The following is a 21,733-nucleotide window of genomic DNA, read 5'->3' on the forward strand; positions in this document are numbered from 1 at the left end:
GAACGGGACCTATTCAACCTTGATTGTGTTGTAGAACTTTTCTTGCATGTTTTTCGCTGCCGCATCCAGCTCTGCTTTCATGTCGACGTCTTTCTTCGAGAAGACTTCTTGCACGACATTCGTCATGGCTGCGTAGTAATCTTGCGTATTGAATTGCGCTTCCGGTTTACCGTCAAGCAAGCTCATGATTTCCGGGCTGTATTGATAGACGTTGTCGTATTTGTCGTAAACCGCTTTTACCTTCTGGCCGTATTCCGAGTTATCGTTGTAGTACTGGATAACCGGCGGAATGAAGAATTTGTTGTCCGTTTTGCGTTGTTTGATGCTTTCTTCAACGGACTCCAAGCCTTTATCGGAGAAGTAGTCGAACGTTGCGTAGTTGAACGCCATTTCTTGCTCTTCCTTGGAAGCATTCGGATTGATGACAAGGAAATCGCCTCCGAGTACGCCTGTGTGCTTGCCGCCTTTCTCCGCTGCAGGCATTGGGTACACAAGGATGTCTTCCGGCTTCATGCCGCCTTGGTTCAAGCCTTGGTCAACCGGGCCGTCCGGACCTGCGATAACCATTGCCGTTCTGCCTTGTGCGAATGCGCCTACCGCGTCGCCCCAGCCAAGTGCGAAGTCCTTCGGAATCGCGCTGGCTTCCCAAGCCAGCTTGTGGTAGAACTCAAGCGCTTTAAGACCTGCTTCGGAATTGAAGGCTGCCGTTACTTTGCCGCCGTCGACCGTTTGAATTTCGCCGCCAGCTTCGAACAGGAAGTTGGTCCAGTTCCAGCCCGCTTCATTGCCTTTACCCATTGGAGCGATGCCGGAAATGCCTTTCTTCGGCTCCGCAACCGCTTTCGCCGTATTCAGCATATCGTCCCAAGTCCAGTCAAAGGATGGAACCGCAACGCCTTTATCCGTCAGCATTTTCTTATTCACGACTGTGCCGGTTACGTAACCTTGCTGCGCAATCCCGTACACTTTGTCGCCGATAATGAATTGATTTTGCAGTATCGGGTTCATTTGATCTTTGAACTCATAGTTGTTGAACAGCTCCGTAATATCCGCTGCCCAGCCGCGCTCAGCAAGGAATTTGCCTTCGGTAGCGTAAGTATTGAACAATGTCGGCGCTTCGTTCGCGCCCATCTTGATCCCGATTTCGTTCGGGTTGTACTGCCATTCGCTCTTCACGATCTCAACGTTTGGATATTTCTCTGTAAAACGTTTGATTTTGTCGTCTTCAAGCGCTCTCTTCTCCACCAAATCCGGCGTTGGATAATAAATGCTGATGGTTACTTTCGCGGCAGGCGTTTCTTCCGCAGCTGTGTTATCGCCCGTGTTTGCCGCTGTGTTCGTGTTCGTGCTCGTATTCGATGAGGCCGCATTGTTCGTCTTTCCGGTGTTCTCGCCGGTGTTGTTGTCGTTCGAGCTTCCGCATGCCGACAGGACGCCTGTCATTAGAAACATGCTGGCCAGAATGAATGAAACCTTACGCATCTTACGCATGTTTTATCCCCTTCTCACGTTTATTTACCTTACACGCTCATCATAATAGAGGCGCCGGGAAAGCAGAATGTGTATTCCTATGTCGATCATGTGCAGGTCTACGATTACGCTGTAATCCTATCTAGCCTTTGACTCCGCCCATATGAAGTCCGCGAATAATAAATCGCTGGAAAATCAGGAACACGGCAATCGGCGGCAGCATGACCATGGTCAGCATCGCGAATTTCACGTTCGTATCCAGCCTGCGCACGTTAATGACATAATTGTAGATCGCCGTGGCGAGCGGACGTTTCTGGTCGGTATGCATCACGAGCGATGGCCAGAACCAGTCGTTCCATGCCGTAGAGAAGACGAAGATCGCAAGCGTCGAGAAGATCGGCACCGACAGCGGAATCGCAATCGATACAAACAATCTGAAATCCGATGCCCCGTCGATGCGGCCCGCTTCGAACAGCTCATGGCTGATGCCATCGAAGAAGTTCTTGAGCAGCAGCAGGAAGAAAGCATTCGCTCCGGCCGGCAGCCAGAACGCTTGGAACGTATTGAGCAAGCCCAAATCCTTCAGGTTGACGAAGTTCGGGATGATATACGTCGTCGGCGGGATGAACAAGGCCGCAAGAAAGAAGAAGTTAATCGCCCGGTTGTACGGAATATTGAGCCTCGACAAGCTAAAGGAAGCCAAGCCGAGCACAAGAACCGTGATAAACATATTGCCGCCGAAGATAATCATCGTATTCCGGAAGAAAAGCGGCAGCTGAATGTAGTTCCATCCTTTGGAGTACGTATCCGCCTGCCAGGTCTGAGGAATAAAATGCGGCGGGAACGAGTTGACCTCCACATTGGATTTAAAGCTGTTCAGCAGCGTAACCAATATCGGATAAAGCATGGAGCAGACCATTGCCGCGATGACGAGCAGCATAAGGCCATAAACCAGCTTGTTGGATGTTTTCTGCAAATCATAACGGGATAGTATACCGCGGTCATAGCTCTTCATCTTAGTTCACCTCTCTGCTGGAAAGTCGGTGCTGGAGGACGGCAAGTCCGCCGAGCACGAGGAACATGAGCACGCCAAGCGCGGATGCCGCACCGTAATCGAGCCTTGTGAAGGCGTATTTGACGATGAGCAGCGCATAGGTCAGCGTGGCGTTGTTCGGTCCGCCGTCAAGCATGGCGAACTGCGACTGGAAGCCTTGAGAGGTCGCGATAAGCTGTAAAATAAGCAGGAGAATGACCAGGTTGCGAATGAAAGGCAGCGTAATATGCCGAATCCGGTTCCATACGCCGGCACCGTCGATTTCGGCCGCCTCGTACAGATCACGCGGAATACTCAGCACCGCTGCGAGATAAATCAACATGGCCGCACCGAATTGCTGCCATGTCTCCATGAAGACGAGCGATATCATCGACCATTTCGTATCGGTCATGAAAGAGATCGGCTCAAAGCCGGCCTGCGTTATCGTCGCGTTGATCGGGCCGACCGGATCGTACATCCAGCGCCATAGCCCGTACAAGACCACGACCGGAATGACGTTCGGCAAGTATGCCGCAACGCGCACGAAACCCTGAAACCGTTTAAGCTCCGATATTGCGATCGAGAACACAATCGGTACCCAGAAGCCGATCAATAGGCAGAGCAGCATATAATACAGCGTATTCTTGACCGCTGTCCATACATCTTGATCATGCAGCACGGTCCGGAAATTATCGAGGCCGACAAACGTATTGCCTTTGACGAAATCGACTTGATAGAAGCTGTACACGAATCCTTTCACGATCGGCATCCATAAGAACAGAATGAAGATGACAGCTGCCGGTACGATGAACAGATAACCCCAAATATGTTTTTTAAACCGCGCGGACGTTCCCATATGGTCCCCTCTTTCATGTTGTAGCCTAGAAGAAACGGCTGCCTCCGCTTGGAAGCACGCCGTTTCTACTTGCCTACTTTTATTTTAGAGAAGCGGGTCATGGCTGAACATGTGCAGTTCTATGGGGATCATAGGCGATATTACTTCTTCAGCTCGGTTGGGCTGACGCCGAAATATTTTTTGAATATTTTGCTGAAATGCTCCGGCGACTCATAGCCCACCCGCTCCGCAATCTCGTACCTGCGAAGATCCGTCGTCAGGATCAGCTTCCGGCTCTCTTCCATGCGCAGCTTAATGACATATTCCCATAAATTATGGCCGGTGTTCTTCTTGAACAGATAGCTGAGGTAATTCGGGCTCACATGGTTCTTCTGCGCCACCTCATGTAACGTAAGCCCCTTCTGGGCATAGTGCTCATCGATATAATTCTTCGCTTTATCCACAATAATGTTGTTCTGCGCATCCAGCTCCTCAACCGTCGGATCCTGCTTCGCGTCATAACGGCTCCAGTTGAAGTCGCCATAATAGAAGACGCTCAGCTCCTTCTGGTCATGGTTCCATCTAATCGCCTTCTCCGCCTGTTCGCCGAGCTCGCTTAAGAATTCGACGCCTCTCAACACTTGGCTGATGCCGATGACACAGCTCATGCCAAGGTATTTCGAAATGTTGAATTGCAAGCTGCGACCCAGCATGTCGAGCTGATTGATCCGGGATGTGCCGCTATCCTCGAATCGCTTGTCGTCCCACTGAATGATGATGCTGACCTCATCCTCCGGCGAATAGAAGGCAACCGGATTCCAAGCTTGATCGAGCAGCTCCATCGCAATGTTGAGCGCCGCATACTGCAGCAGTTCCGAGGAGCGGCTTAGCTTCACGCGCAGCACGGAGAAATACGGCCCCGTGAGCACGGTGGCATGTTCATACTTCAAGAGTACGGCGGTTGCCAGCGCTTCGGACTCCGTCGTATCCGTAAGCAGCTTGTTCAGCAGTTCCATCCGTTTCGGCGAAGGCTGCTCCATGTGGAACTGCTCGCGAAAGCCTGCCAGCAGCTCATCCTGCGAAGGGCTTGTTTTGTTTGTATTGAGCAGTACGTTGCGAACCGAGTCGAGAAACTGGTCGCTGTTCAGCGGTTTAATGAGGTAATCCTTCGCGCCGAGCCGAATGGCCAGCTGAGCGTATTGAAACGTCTCGTGTGCGGAGATGATGATCGTCTGCACCCAAGGCTTGATCATTTTGGCCTGATGCATCAGCTCGATGCCGTTCATTTCGCCCATCTGGATATCGGTTACGAGCAAATCAATATCTTCCAGCCTTAGATAATCCATCGCTTCGTACCCGTTATGCGCAATGTACAGCTGGGATATGGCCAGACCGGATGACATGAGCAGACTGCTCAGTCCTTTACAAATTAACGGTTCGTCGTCTACAACCAAGATGGAATACATCTCTTGTGGTTCCCTCCTTGCTCTTGCTTATAGCGTCGGTCCCGCAGCTGCATCGCTGCTTTCGTCGTGGCTGCGCGGCAGTATGATGACAACGCGCGTTCCCCGCTCTTCCCGTTCCTCGTAGCTAATTCCGAAGCTTTTGCCAAAATGAAGCCGAATGCGCTGATCCAAATTCCGGATGCCGTATCCGATTGCCGGGTCGCCTTTCTCTTCGTTCAGCAGCCTATGGATCGCTTCGAAGTCGACTTTCTTGTAGCCGTTATCCTCGACGCGGATAATGATTTTGTCATGGTCCAGCAAGGCGCCGGAGATCGTAATTTCGCCGTCCTCGCCCATATTGCGCACGCCGTGAATGATCGAATTCTCGATTAACGGCTGCAAGGTGATCTTCGGAATCAGATTGTGCAGCAGTTCATCGGGGATGTTCCAGATGACTTGGAAGCCGTACTCGTACCGCTTCTGCTGCAGGCTGATGTAAGCCTTGGCATGCTCCATCTCGTCTTCAAGCGAGATGAGTTCCCGTCCGCGGCTTAAGCTGATCTTCATCAGCTTGGATAGTTCCTTGATCATTTCCGCGGATTCGGAGTTGCCTTCGAGCGTGCTTTTCCAATAAATACTCTCGAGCGTGTTGTACAGGAGATGCGGGTTGATCTGCTGATATAACAGCTGGAGCTGGGACTCCTTCTCCTTGATCTCCATCTGGTATTTGTAATGAATCAGCACATTGAGCCGCCTTGCCATGTCGTATAAGGAGGAGATCAAAACGCCGACTTCGTCTTTGCGTCCTTTGCCCGGCGTCTCCGGTACCCGCTTGCCCGGCTCGTAAGAGCGGACAAAATAAGCCAGCCGCTGAAGCGGAGTCATCAGCGAGCGCCAGAAATAAAGGATGACGATAATGCCGAAGATGGTATACACGATCGAAATAAGCTGGATGACGCGTTTGAGTTCATTTTGCTGCTGGAGCAGGGAATTGACCGGGATCTTATAAACCAGCTTCTGCTGGAGCAGATGATTGTCGTTAATGACGTAGATAAATTCCGGCGTGATGATGTTGCTCATGCCATCGGCCTCGGGTTTAATGCCTGCGGCTTCAGGAGGAAGCTGCAGGGTTGTGCCAATCATGCCCGGCGTGGTCGCCGTCAGCACCCGATTGGCGGAATCGGTAAAATAAATCTCGCCATCGGGCAGCGTCACCGTCTGAAACGACTCTCCAATCTTCTTATCCATCTTCGTTGCGACCAATACACCGATGACGCCGTGGCCGTTCGAGATGTTGTTGACGGAGCGCACGTAGGCCAGCGTCGTCTGCGTGGAGAAGCCGATGTTGTTGCGAATCAGCTTCATGTAGCCCTCCCCCTTCTTCTTCACGGCCTCGTCGAACCATTCCGGCTTGTCGCGATCGGAGAAGAAGTACACGCCTGTCTGCGTCATGGGGATTTTCGGCGCAAAATAATAGTAGTCCTCCGGGTCGTAGACGTAGAGGCTGTAGTAGACCGCTTCGCCGCCATTGACGCTGATCGAATAACCTGCGATGAGCTTATCGAGCTTCGAATACTCCTGCACCCGTTCGAATACGGATTCCCCCGGCGCCGGAACGAGCTGCTGGGTGAGCGGATTTTGAATGATCGTCGTGGTAATCTTGTTGACGGTGTCGATATCACGGCTCAAGAGGGCCATGTTCTGCTTGTTGAGCTCCACGTAGGCATTGGTCACATGGCGCTTCAGAATGAGCTCCGCCCTCGTGTTCCCATACCACTGCAAGAGTAGAATCGGACTCACCATGATGATAAATAGTAAAATAATTTGCTGCCTCACGTTCATCCGTGTGAGCGGGTTCGTCATATGGGCCATCGGTGCAGTCTCTCCTTCTCGCGATACTGGTACTATAACAAGTTGCGCCTCGCGCGCGTATGGCTATTCTTATGGATGTTAGGTGTAGTTCTATCGAGAATGGATCGGGGGAAACGCCGGTCGCGAGCATTGCCTCACGTTAGTCGCGACCGGTAACCCCACTATACTTTTGATCACTATATATACCTTGTATCATTACGTATCAATATTTTCACTACTTTTATTTTGCATGTAGCTGCATCATAATGAAACAGGAGCTTGACCATTCCATATGAAACTTTGGAGGATCCTATGACACAGAAGCTAATTCCGCTACAACGCCGTAATATAAATGCCAGCCAGCTCGTACTCGGATGCATGAGACTTGGAGGCGATTGGAATGCCAACAGTCCGATTACTGCCGAGCATTACCGCGAAGGCAACGAAGCGCTCGATGCCGCGCTTGAGATTGGTATCAACATGTTCGACCATGCCGACATTTATACGTCCGGCAAAGCAGAGCGCGTTTTCTCGCAGCTGCTGAAGGAGCGTGCTACGCTTCGCGAGGAGATCATTATTCAGTCCAAATGCGGCATTCGTTTCGGTGACGAGAGCAATCCGCATCGTTTTGATTTCTCGGCTGATTATATTTTGGATAGCGTCGATGGCATATTGGAGCGCTTGGGCACGGAGTACCTCGATATTCTGCTGCTACACCGTCCTGATCCGCTTGTAGAGCCGGAAGATGTAGCCAGTGCGATCCATGCGCTGAAAGCATCCGACAAAGTCCGCCACTTCGGCGTGTCCAACATGAGCCACGGCCAAATTCGTCTGCTGCAAGCTTACAGCGACGAGCCGTTCATCGTAAACCAGCTCGAAATGAGCCTGCACAAAATCGGCTTCTGCGACACCGCCGTCAGCGTGAACCAAGAAGCATGGCGCAACAACGTGTTCCCGGAAGGCACGATGGAGCATTGCCGCCTGGAGAACATTCAGCTGCAATCGTGGGGACCACTTGCGCAAGGCCGCTACTCCGGCGGTTCCTTGGAAGGCCAGAGCGAAAGCGTCGTGCAAACCGCTGCGCTCGTGGCTCAGCTTGCCGAGAAACATAACACGACGAGAGAGTCCATTGTGCTTTCTTGGCTGATGACGCACCCATCCGGCATTCAGCCGGTCATCGGCACGATCAACCCGGCGCGCATTCGCGCCTGCAAAGACGCGGCCACCCTTCGCCTCTCGCGCGAAGACTGGTACCGCCTGTACGTCGCTTCGCGCGGCGTGAACTTGCCTTAAGCGATTGGATGCCCGAGAGGAACGGAGCCGCACGATAGTGTGCTGCTCCGTTCTTCTCGGGCTTTTGTTTTGTATGGGGAGGTTAGGGAGGAGCTATAAGCGGAATAGCCGCTTATTGCGAGATTTATGGGCGATATGGTGCCACCTTTGGTGGTTGCCTACTCTCGGAGCGCGCTTTAACGCCTGATTTAGTCGAGCTGTCGGAGCTGAGAGTTCCATTTCCGAACTCTCGACTATCTCTTTCGCTATTTACGACACTGAGAGTTCCATTTTCGAACCCTCAAAATCTGTAGCTCCTGATTTAGCCACGTTGCCGGGGCTGAGAGTTCCATTTCCGAACTCTCGGATCTCTTTTTCGCTCGTTACGACGCTGAGAGTTCCATTTCCGAACTCTCGGCTCGCTCTTTCGCTCTTTACGATGCCGAGAGTTCCATTTTCGCACTCTCAGAAGCTGTCGCTCATGATGTTGCGGCATTGTCGGAGCTGAGAGTTCCATTTCCCGACTCTCAGCGTTCCACGAGCCGGGTTCGTCATTGGCTCATAACGACAAAAAGCCCTGCCGCAGTCAATGTGGCAGGACTCTCAACTAGCTGCGCACCGGCTACAGCTCTTTAACCTTATTTCACAAATATCCGCACCTGGTTCGGGCCGGTCCGCTTCATGACGCGATAACCCGCAGCGGCTGCTGTTGCTGCGCCTTCGTCATTAGGCAGGCAGTAGCCCCCCGGCACGCATGTGCCGTCATCCCGCACGAGCAGCTTGCCGACCACGCCGACAGCCACCCACTCCGGACGCTGCGAACGCGGCACATAGCTGAGCGCGTCGTTCCAATCCGGGTTCAGCATCGGCTCCGTCTTGCTGCCGGCTGGTCGCAGTACATTGCCTGCAGCATCAAGTACTTCGGGCACTTCCACCTCCTGATACTGAATGCGGTCCCATTCATCCGTGACAAACAGCTTGTGCCAGCGCAAATCGCTGGAATCGGCTAAGACGGCCGGACGAGCGCTGACTACGCCAAGGATATAATCGTCAAGAGCGTTTGCTCGGCGAATTTTATCGCATCCCTGATCGTCAAACGTAACAAAATAGCCGACATCGATCCCAAGCCCATCTGCCGTTTCGAACATTTCGGCATAATCGGCTGCATTCGGCGAGCTGACTGTGCCATCCAGGTACAAATTGCCGGTCAGCCCTTCAATAACGGCCGAGTTCAAGGTTGGCCCCACCATCAATCCATTAGCCAAGTGCCAGGAATACGGGAATCGGGTTGTCCCATTTTGCCCCATAATGTGAGCGCCGGTATGAACCATATCGACAATCGTATTTTCGCCTTCCGCATGAGAGGACGCCGCAAACGCTTTGGTAGCGGAGCCTTCCGCGTGCGATGCTTGGCCGCCTGCAAGCGTATCGGCTCCTTCGGCATGTGAATAAGGGCCATTCGCGCTTGTACCGATTCCCTCTGCATGGGAGAACGGCCCGCTCGCGCTGGTGTTTGCGCCTTCCGCATGTGTCCCCGGGCCGCTCGCCGTAGTCTGAAAGCCCTCCGCATGAGCGGCAGTTCCGCTGGCTGTTGTCGTTTGCCCTTCGGCGTGGGAAAATGCAGCGATAGCTCTAGGTCCCGGCGCAACCGTCACATCATTCGTGCCGCCTTCGGCATGGGCGGCAAACCCGATCGCCGCCGTGCCTATCCCTTCAGTATGGGAGCTGTCACCCGATGCAACGGTTGGCGCAAAATTACCAAGGGAATCCACCGCGCCACCTTCCGCATGAGAAGCTCGGCCGCTGGCTGTGTTGCTCTCTCCCTCGGCATGGGAGGCTTGGCCGCTCGCAATCGAATCCGCGCCTTCCGCATGCGAATATACGCCGCTTGCACTTGTTCCTATCCCTTCGGCATGGGAGAAGCTCCCTCCGGCTGTCGTGTTCGCGCCTTCCGCATGCGCACTGGGTCCGCTGGCGAGCGTTTGGAAGCCTTCCGCATGAGCGGCCGTTCCGCTCGCGACAGTGGTTTGACCCTCCGCATGGGCAAAGGATGCCGTCGCACGAGGGCCGGGAGCAATCGTGAAATCTACCGTTCCGCCTTCGGCATGGGAGCCGTCTCCGCTTGCTTCAGTTCCTATCCCTTCGGCATGCGAAGAAGAACCGATGGCTTGGTTTGGTGCAGGATTGCCTAACAGATCCACGCCGCCGCCTTCTACGTGGGAAGCCCGGCCGCTTGCCGTATTTCCTTCCCCTTCCGCGTGCGAATTCAAAGCAAGCGCTTGCGTATTGCTGCCCTCCGCGTGCGATGAACCGCCGCCGGCTACAGTCTGAGATCCTTCCGCATGAGCCGCGGCCGCAGACGTTAAAGTCTGATAGCCTTCGGCGTGTGAAGCATCGCCGGCCGTTGTAGATTGGTACCCCTCCGCGTGGGAGGTATCCGCATTAGCCGTCGTTTGATAACCTTCCGTATGGGAAGCTGCACCATTCGAAGTGGTTTCCCGGCCTCCGGCATAGGAGGCGGAACCGTTCGATACCGATGATATCCCCTCCGCATGCGAAGCAAGGCCATTGGCTACACTCAGATAACCCTCTGCATGGGCAGCGTCTCCATTGGCTACGGATGAACTGCCTTCCGCATGGGAGGCAACCCCGCCCGCAAAAGTCGCCGTTCCTTCCGCATGGGCGGTATCCGCCAACGTTTGCGTCTGATAGCCTTCCGCATGGGAAGCTCCTCCCCCTGCCGTCGTCCCACTTCCTTCGGAATGCGAAGCATCCCCGTTCGCGGTTGTTTGAAGCCCCTCGGCATGGGAAGCCATTCCGTTCGCGGTTGTATCACGACCTTCCGCTTCTGAGCATTCACCGACAGGATTTTGATTACAATCCGCCACTGCATTCACTCCTTATCCATAGAAAAATCAACTTACCATCGAGATGGATATAATCCTCTCATCTATTAATCTATGTGGAATGCGCCAACTAGCTTGGACAATTGAAGGAATGTATCTCCGAACGCGCGAATACTTTAGCGATATCCAAATCCACCAGGAGGCGAGCTCCAAATGCCTAAACTGAAAATTCCCCGGTAAGTCCGAGGACCACCCTCTCCCTTTCGGAAGTATGAACAGGATAGACCCATCATACAAACGAGAGGAAGATCGCAATGTGGCCCAAAACAGTAGATTGGAAACAACTTAAGTTCGGCGTGGAAATCGAGTTTATCGGCGGTAAACCCGCAGAGCTGGAGCTGCTGCCCGGCTGGGAAATGTCATTGAATGAGCATCAGCTGGATGAAACCGGCATCGAGTCCGGCAGTGAGCTGAAGCCCCCTCCGATGTTATGGGAGGAGCGGGATCAGATCCGCATCATGCTGAGTCGGCTTCAAGCACAGGGTGCAACTGCGAATTGGAGCTGCGGCCTTCATGTGCATGTCGGTCTCGAAGCATGGGGAGAACAAATGGTGCTCCCGCTTCTGGATGCGGCGCTGACCTATCAGGATACGCTGCAAGCCCTGCTTCAAACGAGCGAGCATCGGCTGCTCTTCTGCCCGCCGGTAACGACAGCGATGCGTGAGCGATTCGCGTTGGATCCTTCCGCCCAAGCCGTACACAACGCCGGCCGCCCGCAATCTCACCGCTGCGGGATCAACACGGCCGCTTGGTTCGATATCGGTACGGTAGAGATTCGCTACGCCAATGGCAGCGTGCATGTCAAAGAGGTGCTGCATACGATTGAGCTATGCCTTCGATTCGTTGCCGCAATTGGAGCCGGAACGGAGCTGCCGCTTGATCCGCAGCAATTCGCCGCTGCCCTCCAAGCACCGGCAAGCGGATATCCCGCTTCGATCCCCGTACCTCGTTGGTATCAGGAGCGAACATGGCTCGAAAATATGCTCATCCCTCTCTTAGAGCCGATTGCCCAGCAGCTTGTGCCGGGTGGTGAGATTCACAACCTACTGCCGGTGTCAGACGGGCTGCTCTTGGTTATTGAGAACCCGGATGGACAGCTGCGGCAGTACATCCTGGATGCGCCGGCCGATGGCTGGCAACTCAAGTCTGCCTCCGTCAAATAACGATAAAGCAGCCGGCCGCGATCACAGCGGCCGGCTGCTTTTCGCGCGCTCGATAGAACCGAATTAAGGTACAGCCCCCAGCTCGTTCGCATGCTTTTCCGAATGATGAATACATTTAAGTATTCGAGGATCAGGAGGAACGAAACATGGCACAAAAGAAGGAATCGTTCATGAGAGGGACGATGGCCTTATCTGTCGCTGCTTTCATCAACCGTATTCTTGGCTTTATCAGCGGCATGTTTGTCGCTCGCGCACTGGGAGCGGAAGGAATTGGCTTGTTAATGATGGCGCACCCTCTCGTGCCTCTTGTCATTACGATAACGGAACTCGGCTTGCCTGTTGCGATATCCAAGCTGGTCGCGGAAGCTTACGCTCGTGATGAGAAAGTGAAAGTCAGGCGTATCCTGCACGTATCCCTGGCGGTAACCGGCTTCCTGAGCGTGGCGCTGACGACGCTTTCCCTGCTGGGCTCGCACTGGATCGCATCCATCCTGCTGAGTGACCAACGCGCCTATTATGCAATGCTCGCGATTACACCGATTGCGCCAATTGTCGCCGTGTCCGCGGTGTTAAAAGGATACTTCCGTGGCGTTCAGCGCATGAAGGTGATCGCCGCTTCCGATGTGCTCGAGTATTCGGTGCAGATTGCCAGTGTTCTCGCGTTGGTGCATTTGCTGCTGCCTTATGGCGTAGCCTACGCCGCCGCCGGCGCAATGGCCGCCTCTGTCATAAGCGAAGCCATCAGCCTTTCCTTCCTAGTGGTCAGCTATAAGCTGCGCGGTGAAGCTAAGCTGCCGGGCGAGACATGGACCGGCCATCTCAAACAAGGCAAAAAGACGCTCTCCGAGCTGCTCCAGATCGGCCTGCCGACAACCGGGCAGGGTATCGTGCATTCGGTATACAGCGCGTTTCAGCCCTTACTTATTGCCACCAGCCTCGCGCTGGCGGGCATAAGCACGGCGCTGGCCACGAAGCAGTTCGGAATGCTGGCCGGTTACGCCTTTCCGCTGCTCTACATGCCAAGCTTTATTACGCAATCCTTGTCTACCGCGCTGATTCCGGCTATTGGAGAAGCGGCAGCGAATAAGAACGACCGGCTTATGCATGAACGGATGAACCAAGCGCTAAACTTAGGATTACTGATCGGTGCACCGGCTACCGTTATCCTGTTCCAGTGGGCGACTCCGCTTACCAAGCTTGTTTATAATGCGCCTGAAGCGGGCTTGCTGCTCAAAATATTAGCGCCGATGTTTTTCCTCCACTACTTCGATGCTCCGCTGCATGCGATTCTGCTCGGGCTTGGCCGGGCCAGCGCAACGCTCTGGAACTACATCGTGTCCACAACGTTCAAAGCCATTGCCATATTCGTGTTTGGCAGCCAATTCGGTATTGTAGGCATCACCTTCGGCATCGGGATCGGGATCGTCATGCAAACGCTGCTGAACTTCTTCTCCATATCCGGCTCGATCGGAATCTATATGAACATTCAACCTTATCTTAAAGTGGGCATCTGCATGCTGCTGATGGCGATTTGCGGGCGATGGTCCTTTGACTATCTAACCGTCGTCCAAGGGATACCGCTCCTCTGGAGCGTTGCCGGTTCCATCTCCTGCGCGCTGCTGATCTACTTCGCTGCTTTGCTATCGATGGATGCTTTGCTAAAGGCTAGCCGATCCATATTGATCCCGCGGTAAGAATGTTGCACACTCGGCAACATTGGCTCAGTCTCTCCCCTCAATTGCACAAATGCGCACGCCAAAAAAGCCGTCTCGACCGTTGCACCCGCAACTATCGAGACGGCTTCATTTATCCCCCGCTATCGGCGTCGGCCATAGTCCGACAATACGATGCGATCCTCAAGCAGCTTGCCGGTTTCCGCATACCGGCAATTAGCCGCCGCTACTTGGAAAGCGTAGGCACGGCGCGGCTTATCCGTATGATTTTGCTTGCTGTGATGCAGCGTTTCGCGATGAAAGAACACCGCATCCCCCGGTGCCATGGGGTTACATGGGATGCCGTTCTCCGGATCAGCGGCCCGCTTATGGCCGCCCTCCGCGTTCAAGTTCGGCTGCCGTCCCAGCCGATGCGAGCGAGGCGCAAGCCACAAGCCCGCATTATCCTGCGTGATCGGATCAAGCGCAATAAACCCGTTCAGCATATGCCCCAGAATATGGGTATATTGATTGTCTTGATGCCACTCCAGCCCGCTGCCATGCGGCGCTACAACGGCGTACATGCCCATCCATATTCGCGCTTTGTCGCCCAGTATCGTTTCGAAGATGTGCACGATGTCCGGGTCCGTCAGAAAAGCAATCGTATGGGGAAACCTGTTCTTCTCTTTCTCCACATCAATAATAGCCTGGCTTCTCCACTTGCCGTCTCCCTGCTCATTAGCAAATTCAACATTCTCGGCATTAATGGCGTCCACCGCATGAGCGGACAGGAAACCCGGGGCATAAAAGTAACCTTCCCGATAAAATTGTTCAATCATGTCTGAGGTCAAAACAAAGTCCGTTATTTTAGACACTGGCTTTCTACCTCCCAGGACTGTTCATTTATAGGATACACTTCCATTCTGAATGCCCCCATCCTGCCTGTCAATCCAAACAAAGAAGCTAGCCGCGATTCCCGCAGCTAGCTTCTTTCCCCGAACATTTCTCTTATCGGTGAGCTTTAAATCCCAATGCCTGCATCAGCTTAGTGAAAATTTCCGTGTTCTCGAAGCTGCCTGCAAACAATTGCGCATTCTTGCCTGTTGCCGTCACCGGAACATCCACTGCCGTATGGCCGGAAGTCGTCCAGTCTACAACAAAGTTAAACTTGGAGTTTGCAATGGCGAAAGGACCGTCTTCCTTCGAAATGCCGTCACCGGTCTCGTCATTAGCGTCCACTTCTTCAATGGACAAGCCGCCTGTTTCATGGTCAGCAAGGACCAGTACAAGCGTATCCGGATTTTTCTTGGCAAAATCCTTCGCGACTTGCACGGAGCGATCCAGCTGTTGACCTGCTTTAATCGTCATTTTGGCATTGTTTTGGTGAGCGAACTCATCCGTTCCTTCCTCTTCTACCATCAGGAAGAACCCTTTTTTGTTAGCCGACAAGGTGTCGATGGCCTTCTTCGTCATATCCGGAAGAGAAACGACCGGGTTGTAGATATCCCCTTCGCCCTCAGCACGCTGTTGGAACATTTCTTCGTTGGCGAACAGTCCGAGAAGCTTGCCGCCTTTCGCTTTTTGCATGTCCGTTTTGTTCGAAACATAGCTGTAGCCCAATTGTTTGGCTTTATTGATTAGATTGCCTTGCGTGCCTTTGCTTTTCTCCGACGGATCTTCAGCGGGCTCGTCCTTGAATTTACCCGGCTCGCCGGCTGGGTACCAGAAATCTTCGCCGCCGCCGAGAAGCACATCAATCTTGCTCTTCGTCAAATATTGCAGCGCGATATCGCTTTGCTTGGAACGGTCTTCAACATGGGCGCCGAATGCTGCGCCGGTAGCGTCCGTTACTTGGCTCGTTGTAACGACACCCGTCGATTTGCCTGCATCCTTCGCGTATTCCATGATCGTTTTGACCGACTTCTTATCGGCATCCATTCCGATGGCGCCATTGTACGTTTTCACTCCGCTGGCATAAGCCGTAGCAGATGCTGCCGAGTCAGTTACAGGTACAGTAGAGCTTGTATGAATAAGTCCTACGAACGGCATAGCGTCCATTGCCAGACTGCCCTTCTCTCCGACAGTTGCCAAACGAATCGCGTTACGCGCTGCGGTCCCCATGCCGTCACCAACGAACAAAATAACATTTTTCGTTTGCGAGGAAGCGGCCTCTGCTTTGTCATTCGACGGTGTAGCCACAATGCTTGTCACAACAAGCGCCGCTGCCGCTGTTGCAGCAAGCGTGCTTTTCAATCCGATTTTCTTTTGCGAAACCATTTTCCTACCTCCTAATAATCTTTTCTACTAGAGTTTACAAAAGGTAGGTTAAGAGGATGTAATCTGGGTATGTAGTTCTTGTTAAGCTGGCATTGATCGCAATGAAACTTTTACCATCTCTTTCATATTCCTTTAATCTTTCTATGCTAGGATGGGTAATGATTCCAAAAAAGAGGAGTGATAGAAACATGAAAGCCAAAATCGTAACCCTTGCAGCAGCATTACTGCTCATTGCAGCATTAGCCAGCGCCTGCGGGAACAACAACGGCAACAACGGCAATGGGAACAGCAACAATGGCGAGAATGAAAGCAAGGCGACTAACGAAACCTCCACGAACACGACAACCGCAGAACCGGATAGCGGATCCACGGTAGAGATCAAGCTCGAAGCCAAAGATTTCGAATACGATCAGAAGGAAATTCACGTGAAGAAGGGCGATCATGTCAAAATCACTCTTCACAGCGACGACGCCGGGCATGGTTTCTCAATTGCGGATTATAATGTAGACATCAAGGGCGATGGCGATGGCGAATTCGATGCCGTGAATGCGGGCACTTTCGAATTCCACTGCTCCGTCATGTGCGGCTCCGGTCATCGCGATATGGTGGGCAAGCTAATCGTTGACGAAGCCTGACAAAGATTGATTTCCCAAATACGAATGGCTGCGCATCGCTGCGCAGCCATCTTTATTGTAAGGCGTGTAGAATATGATCGACCATCTCTGTCGTACTTCGTGTACCGTCGATGACGATGTCCGAGTTCGGCTTGACGCTTCTGAGCATCTCCAGATAAGCATCCCTGCCGCGGGATAGATAGTTGGCTAATTCATGGCGCAAATCATCCATCGACCGATAATTATAATCGCGCAATAGCCTTCGGGCTACCGCAATATCCAATGGGGTATCTATAAATACCGTCAGATCAATGAATTCACGAATATCGTTATTCAAATAGGCAAAAGGATAATCGAGGATAAGATAGCGAAGCTCGGCATCCTGCAGATAGAGCTCGATATCATGCCTGAATGAAGTAAGATTCCATTCATTATAATCGGCTCCTCGTTCCACCCAATCGCAGATATCTTCCGGGCTGTCCTCAAAGTCATAATCGTCAAAATATAAAGCTTGCGCATGCGCTAGTCGTTCTAGCAGCTGCTCGGTCAGCGTCGTCTTCCCGCCTCCGGATACGGCAGCAATGGCAATTACGAAAGGTTTTTCGTCCATCGTTGTCCTCCAAAATTGTGTTCATGTTCCTATATGGAACATTTTTCCCATACCTTGCTAGCATAACACATTCGTTTTGAATTGGAATGGGCTTCCAATCCCTTCATTAGCACCGTAAGTCGTACATAGCCTCTATTGTACTAGCCCTCCAACTTGCATTATACTAATAAAATATATATTAATGAGACGGATCGGTTTGGAGGATCAGCTTGAAAGATCATAGACCCCGCTATCAAATCTTAATCGACTATTATACGGACCGCATTGCATCGGAGGAATTGCGAGCAGGCGATAAGCTGCCGACAGGTCCGGAAATCGCCGAACAGTTCGGCGTGAGCGCCATTACCGTAACCCATGCCATGAGGCGGCTGGAAACGGACGGTCTGATTAAGCGAATCAAGAAAAAAGGTACCTTCGTAACGGATAGAACGCCGCAACCGCCGGCAGGCTCTCTTACCGAATCGGGAGCTTCGGCAGAATCGGCTTCCCGAGCCGCAACGCTCCCTATCCCCGTCATTTCGCTCGTTATGCCGTTTAGCGAAACGATTGGCTATGAGATCTTCCGCGGTGTAGAGGAAGAATGCGCTGCGCAAGGGCTGTACGTCACGTTTCATAATTCCAAATATGACGATGCTGTCGAGCGCAGCATTATTCAGAAGCTGGCGAAGGATCGTGTCAGCGGCATTATCGTTTATCCGGTGTCCAGCTACAAGAACATCGATGTCTTCAGCCATCTTGCCATCGAGGGCATTCCGTTCACGCTCATTGATCGCAACATCGAAGGACTGGAAGCACCGCTAGTCGTTTCTAACAATATTGAAGCAGGCTATAGCCTGACTTCGCATCTCCTCCAGCTTGGCCATACACGGCTTGCCTTCGTATGCCAATCGTGGAAAGAAGCGGTATCCGTCAGCGACCGCTACAAAGGATACTGCAATGCACTTATTGAAGCGGGCATTCCGCCTAAGCCCGAATGGCTGATTAACATGGAGGAGCTTGAGGTTAACAAGGCTGCCGGCAACCCCTACGATGTGCTGCTCGACCATCTGCTCGCCATTACGCCAACGCCTACAGCTGCCGTTGCCGTGAATGATTTTACCGCGACCGGCCTGCTCAAGGCTGCACTCCAGCGAGGAATCGCCGTACCGGAGCGGCTGTCTGTCACCGGCTTCGATAATCATTCCTTCACCGCACATCTCGAGGTACCGCTCACAACTGTCGAGCAGGACTTTTACAGTATCGGCCGGGATGCGGCGAAGCTCGTCTTAGCTCCGGCACAGGAGCGCAGCGGCTCCAAGCTTGTGCTCGGTACCAAGTTGATTGCTCGGCAATCGACCGGCAAACCTACCTTCCCATGACCGTTGAGCGGTCGTGGGATTTTTTTATATATATTTTAATAAATACGGATTTACAAGAATCAGGGATCGATTTATGATTAAAGTATATTTTAATATTCCATTTGAAAAGAGGTCTGCCCTCGCTATGTCGACTCCAAAAGCAATCATACATGTCATTTCGCATACCCACTGGGATCGTGAATGGTATATGCCTTACGAGGCGCATCATGCCAAATTGATTCAAACGATGGACGGTCTGCTTGAAATTATGGATCAGGATCCGGAGTTTCGCAGCTTCTATCTCGACGGTCAGACGATCGTGCTCGAGGATTATTTGCAAGTATATCCCGAGAAACGCGAGAAGCTCATTGAGCTGGTCCAAGCAGGGAAGCTCTCTGCGGGCCCTTGGTATATTCTGCAGGATGAGTTTCTGACCAGCAGCGAAGCCAATATTCGCAACATGCAAATCGGACATCGCGACGCCAAGGTGTATGGTCCGGTTTCTAAGCTCGGCTACTTCCCCGATTCCTTCGGCAACATGGGCCAGGCCGCTCAAATCCTGCAGCAAGCAGGTATTTCAACAGCCGTGTTCGGACGCGGCGTGAAGGCCACCGGCTTCAATAACAGCGTGGCGGACGCGATGGATCTCGAATCGCCATTCTCGGAGCTGCACTGGGAATCGCCGGATGGCTCGCGGGTACTCGGCATCTTGTTTGCCAATTGGTACAACAATGGCATGGAAATCCCTGAAGAACCGGCAGCCGCGCGCAAGTTCTGGGACAATGCCATCGCGAATGCATCTAAGTATGCATCTACGCCGCATCTGCTGCTCATGAACGGCTGCGATCACCAGCCTGCTCAGGCGAATTTATCCACTGCGCTTCGGACGGCGCGCGAGCTATACCCGGACTATGCGTTCATTCATTCCAATTATGATGATTATGTCGCAGCCGTGCAGTCTGCTTTGCCGGAGACACTCAGCACAATCAATGGCGAACTTCGCGGTCAGCGTACAGATGGCTGGTACTCCCTTGTTAATACAGCGTCATCGCGTGTCTATATCAAGCAGCTCAATCAAGAGAATCAGACGATGCTGGAGAAGATCGCCGAACCTCTGGCTGCTTTTGCCCATGTGAATGGCCGCCCTTACCCACATGGTCTGCTCAATTATGCATGGAAAACGTTGATGCAAAATCACCCTCATGACAGCATCTGCGGCTGCAGCGTGGATGAGGTTTACCATGAAATGAAAACACGCTTCGAGAAAAGCAAAGGTGTTGCAGCTGCCGTTATCGCCGACAGCTTGGCTCACTTGAGCGCACAGATCGATACGGCGAGCTTCGCCTCCATTAGCTCGGACAGTGCGCCATTCGTTGTATACAGCACGAGCGGATACGCACAGAGCGGCGTTGTAACGGTGGAATTGGAGCTGGGCCGCCGCTACTTCAAACCGAACGAAAGCCCGGAGAACAATTCGAAATATGTCTTAGAGCATACAACGGCTGCAGGCTACCTCGTGAATTATCTGGGCGAGAAGCTGGCTTGCACAAGCATGGACCTTGGCGTGCGATTCGGCTACGATTTGCCGGACGATAAGTTTAGGCAGCCGTATTTTGCCCGCGTCATTGCGGTAACATTCGAAACCGGAGCGCTGCCTGCCATGGGGTATTCCAGCTTCGCATGGATTCCGGCAGCTCAATCGGCAGCCATGGTGCAGCCATCGTCGCTGGTCGCTGAGGAAAATACGATGGAGAATGCTTACCTCCATGTTACGGTCACCGATGACGGCAGCCTGACGATTAAGGATAAACGAACAGGCGAGACCTTTGACGGACTTGGCGTTTACGAGAATGTCGGCGATATCGGCAACGAATATATTTTCAAGCAGCCGGTCGGCGACACCGCCATTACAACCAGAGGACTTGCGGCGCAAGTCACGCTTGTGGAAGACACTGCGTACCGGGCAACATACGAAATTACGCATACCTTCGACATTCCGGAGCAAGCCGATGAACTCTTGAAGCAGGAAATCGCAACGATGGTGAACTTCCTGGACCGAAAAGCACAGCGTTCCGTGAAACGCGTGCCGATCACGATTGTGACGCGCGTAAGTCTCGGCCGATCCGAGGAAGGCGTCCGCGTTCACGCTGCTTTCCATAATCCTGCGAAGGATCAGCGTCTGCGCGTCCTGTTTCCATCCGGCGTGACAACGGCGAAACACTACGCCGATTCCATCTTCGAGGTCGCTGAACGAGCTACCATTCCGACGGTGGAGTGGGTGAATCCGAGCAATTGCCAGCATCAGAGCGCTTTTGTCGATGTTCATGAGAACGGCCGTGGTTTGACCATTGCCAATAAAGGCCTCAATGAGTATGAAGTATTGCGTGACGGAAGCGGCACGATTGCGGTGACGATCCTGCGATCGACCGGCGAGCTCGGTGATTGGGGCGTATTCTTAACGCCTGATGCCCAGTGCCTTGGACTTAACCATGCGGAATGGATGATCCTCCCTCACGGAGGCGGGGATTCACGGTTTACCGCTTATCAGCAAGCTTACGGCTTCCAAGTGCCGATGCAGGTTAGCCAAACCGGCATACACGAAGGATCGCTGCCTGCGCAGCAAAGCCTGCTCGAATGGAGCGCTGCCGGTTCGGGCCTCGCCCTCTCCAGCGTGAAAATCAACGAAGATCGCGGCGATCTGATCGCCCGCTGGTATAATCTCTCCGGCGAGCCGGCTGAGCTGACCGTCAGCTCGCAATCGCATGGCCGGCTTTACGAGAGCACTGTGCTCGAAGACGCGAATGTCCCGGGCGCGGGTGATTTAGGGACTGACGGCTCCGCTGCCGTGCCGGTTCAAGGGTATAAGATTATTAGCATCGGAATGAGCGCTAGCTAGGTAATAGCATGGGGAACTGGGAAAGGCAGTCTGGGATGCATGCATCCCAGACTGCCTTTTGTTGTGGCGTTTTGGCCGGGTTTGAGGTGTCCGAAATTCTAACGAATCGTAGAGACGTTATTGGGCCGGATTTGGGGTCTACGAAATTCTAACGAATCGTAGAGACCTTATTTGCAGTAAATCAGCTCCTAAATACACTTAAACCGCAAAATAAGACCGCTACGATTCGTTAGAATATTTTTAGCGGTATTTTGTGGCAAATAAGCCCTGTACGATTCGTTAGCGCATAGGCTGATGTTGAGAGTTCCATTTCGCGACTCTCGGCTGCCGAATCGGGAAAGCTGAGGTTAGTTTGATCGCTGAGAGTTCGGT

At 52.9% G+C, this 21,733-nt stretch carries 15 protein-coding genes; 6 read left to right on the forward strand and 9 right to left on the reverse strand.

Annotation, left to right across the window (positions count from 1 at the left end):
- Positions 1–9: 9 nt before the first annotated feature.
- The 5 genes from BM412_RS19725 to BM412_RS19745 all read right to left on the reverse strand — a co-directional run bounded on the left by BM412_RS19725 (position 10) and on the right by BM412_RS19745 (position 6,655).
- Positions 10–1,482: an ABC transporter substrate-binding protein gene (locus BM412_RS19725; protein WP_091222965.1), complete on the reverse strand. Its 1,473-nt coding sequence runs from the start codon at positions 1,480–1,482 to the stop codon at positions 10–12.
- A gap of 130 nt (positions 1,483–1,612) precedes the next feature.
- A complete protein-coding gene (locus tag BM412_RS19730; RefSeq protein WP_091222144.1) occupies positions 1,613–2,485 on the reverse strand; it encodes a carbohydrate ABC transporter permease in 873 nt (290 codons plus the stop codon).
- A 1-nt stretch (position 2,486) separates the two neighbouring features.
- Positions 2,487–3,359 (reverse strand): carbohydrate ABC transporter permease, encoded by an 873-nt coding sequence (locus tag BM412_RS19735; protein WP_091222147.1) that lies wholly within the window; start codon positions 3,357–3,359, stop codon positions 2,487–2,489.
- A 140-nt stretch (positions 3,360–3,499) separates the two neighbouring features.
- Complete coding sequence (locus BM412_RS19740; RefSeq protein ID WP_091222149.1) at positions 3,500–4,804, reverse strand: response regulator; 1,305 nt, start codon at positions 4,802–4,804, stop codon at positions 3,500–3,502.
- Positions 4,805–4,831: 27 nt separating this feature from the next.
- Positions 4,832–6,655, reverse strand: coding sequence for a sensor histidine kinase (locus BM412_RS19745; RefSeq protein WP_256256462.1), 1,824 nt, complete (start codon positions 6,653–6,655; stop codon positions 4,832–4,834).
- A 291-nt stretch (positions 6,656–6,946) separates the two neighbouring features.
- On the opposite strand from BM412_RS19745, the gene BM412_RS19750 reads away from it, so the two are divergent.
- On the forward strand, positions 6,947–7,927 hold the full coding sequence (locus tag BM412_RS19750) for an aldo/keto reductase (protein ID WP_091222152.1): 981 nt from the start codon (positions 6,947–6,949) through the stop codon (positions 7,925–7,927).
- Positions 7,928–8,544: 617 nt separating this feature from the next.
- Here BM412_RS19750 and BM412_RS19755 read toward each other — a convergent pair.
- Positions 8,545–10,794, reverse strand: a complete 2,250-nt coding sequence (locus BM412_RS19755) for a peptidase G2 autoproteolytic cleavage domain-containing protein (RefSeq protein ID WP_256256463.1) — start codon at positions 10,792–10,794, stop codon at positions 8,545–8,547.
- Positions 10,795–11,066: 272 nt separating this feature from the next.
- Between BM412_RS19755 and BM412_RS19760 the strand changes: the two genes are divergently transcribed.
- Together BM412_RS19760 and spoVB are read left to right on the forward strand one after the other, a co-directional pair.
- Entirely contained in the window at positions 11,067–11,975 is a 909-nt protein-coding gene (locus tag BM412_RS19760) for an amidoligase family protein (protein WP_091222154.1), read from the forward strand.
- Between the two features lie 146 nt (positions 11,976–12,121).
- Positions 12,122–13,669, forward strand: a complete 1,548-nt coding sequence (spoVB, locus tag BM412_RS19765) for a stage V sporulation protein B (protein WP_091222157.1) — start codon at positions 12,122–12,124, stop codon at positions 13,667–13,669.
- Between the two features lie 122 nt (positions 13,670–13,791).
- Here the strand turns inward: spoVB and BM412_RS19770 are convergent, their stop codons facing one another.
- Together BM412_RS19770 and BM412_RS19775 are read right to left on the reverse strand one after the other, a co-directional pair.
- The gene (locus tag BM412_RS19770) at positions 13,792–14,502 is read right to left on the reverse strand and encodes a phytanoyl-CoA dioxygenase family protein (protein ID WP_091222160.1); all 711 of its coding nucleotides are present in this window, start codon (positions 14,500–14,502) and stop codon (positions 13,792–13,794) included.
- Positions 14,503–14,635: 133 nt separating this feature from the next.
- Positions 14,636–15,904: an alkaline phosphatase gene (locus tag BM412_RS19775; RefSeq protein WP_091222164.1), complete on the reverse strand. Its 1,269-nt coding sequence runs from the start codon at positions 15,902–15,904 to the stop codon at positions 14,636–14,638.
- 188 nt (positions 15,905–16,092) lie between these two features.
- Between BM412_RS19775 and BM412_RS19780 the strand changes: the two genes are divergently transcribed.
- Positions 16,093–16,539 carry a cupredoxin domain-containing protein gene (locus tag BM412_RS19780; RefSeq protein ID WP_091222167.1) on the forward strand — a complete coding sequence of 149 codons (447 nt, stop codon included), beginning with the start codon at positions 16,093–16,095 and terminating at the stop codon, positions 16,537–16,539.
- 52 nt (positions 16,540–16,591) lie between these two features.
- Here the strand turns inward: BM412_RS19780 and BM412_RS19785 are convergent, their stop codons facing one another.
- On the reverse strand, positions 16,592–17,128 hold the full coding sequence (locus BM412_RS19785) for a nucleoside/nucleotide kinase family protein (protein WP_091222170.1): 537 nt from the start codon (positions 17,126–17,128) through the stop codon (positions 16,592–16,594).
- Between the two features lie 209 nt (positions 17,129–17,337).
- Between BM412_RS19785 and BM412_RS19790 the strand changes: the two genes are divergently transcribed.
- Positions 17,338–18,486, forward strand: a complete 1,149-nt coding sequence (locus BM412_RS19790; protein ID WP_091222173.1) for a GntR family transcriptional regulator — start codon at positions 17,338–17,340, stop codon at positions 18,484–18,486.
- A 124-nt stretch (positions 18,487–18,610) separates the two neighbouring features.
- A complete protein-coding gene (locus BM412_RS19795) occupies positions 18,611–21,361 on the forward strand; it encodes an alpha-mannosidase (protein ID WP_091222176.1) in 2,751 nt (916 codons plus the stop codon).
- Positions 21,362–21,733 lie beyond the last annotated feature (372 nt).

Source organism: Paenibacillus sp. BC26 (genome assembly GCF_900116125.1).
Lineage (GTDB): Bacteria > Bacillota > Bacilli > Paenibacillales > Paenibacillaceae > Paenibacillus_Z > Paenibacillus_Z lignilyticus.

Coding starts and splice junctions, on each gene's coding strand:
- BM412_RS19725 (WP_091222965.1), bottom strand. CDS start 1,482: ATGCGTAAGGTTTCATTCATTCTGGCCAGCATGTTTCTAATGACAGGC.
- BM412_RS19730 (WP_091222144.1), bottom strand. CDS start 2,485: ATGAAGAGCTATGACCGCGGTATACTATCCCGTTATGATTTGCAGAAA.
- BM412_RS19735 (WP_091222147.1), bottom strand. CDS start 3,359: ATGGGAACGTCCGCGCGGTTTAAAAAACATATTTGGGGTTATCTGTTC.
- BM412_RS19740 (WP_091222149.1), bottom strand. CDS start 4,804: ATGTATTCCATCTTGGTTGTAGACGACGAACCGTTAATTTGTAAAGGA.
- BM412_RS19745 (WP_256256462.1), bottom strand. CDS start 6,655: ATGGCCCATATGACGAACCCGCTCACACGGATGAACGTGAGGCAGCAA.
- BM412_RS19750 (WP_091222152.1), top strand. CDS start 6,947: ATGACACAGAAGCTAATTCCGCTACAACGCCGTAATATAAATGCCAGC.
- BM412_RS19760 (WP_091222154.1), top strand. CDS start 11,067: ATGTGGCCCAAAACAGTAGATTGGAAACAACTTAAGTTCGGCGTGGAA.
- spoVB (WP_091222157.1), top strand. CDS start 12,122: ATGGCACAAAAGAAGGAATCGTTCATGAGAGGGACGATGGCCTTATCT.
- BM412_RS19775 (WP_091222164.1), bottom strand. CDS start 15,904: ATGGTTTCGCAAAAGAAAATCGGATTGAAAAGCACGCTTGCTGCAACA.
- BM412_RS19780 (WP_091222167.1), top strand. CDS start 16,093: ATGAAAGCCAAAATCGTAACCCTTGCAGCAGCATTACTGCTCATTGCA.
- BM412_RS19785 (WP_091222170.1), bottom strand. CDS start 17,128: ATGGACGAAAAACCTTTCGTAATTGCCATTGCTGCCGTATCCGGAGGC.
- BM412_RS19795 (WP_091222176.1), top strand. CDS start 18,611: ATGTCGACTCCAAAAGCAATCATACATGTCATTTCGCATACCCACTGG.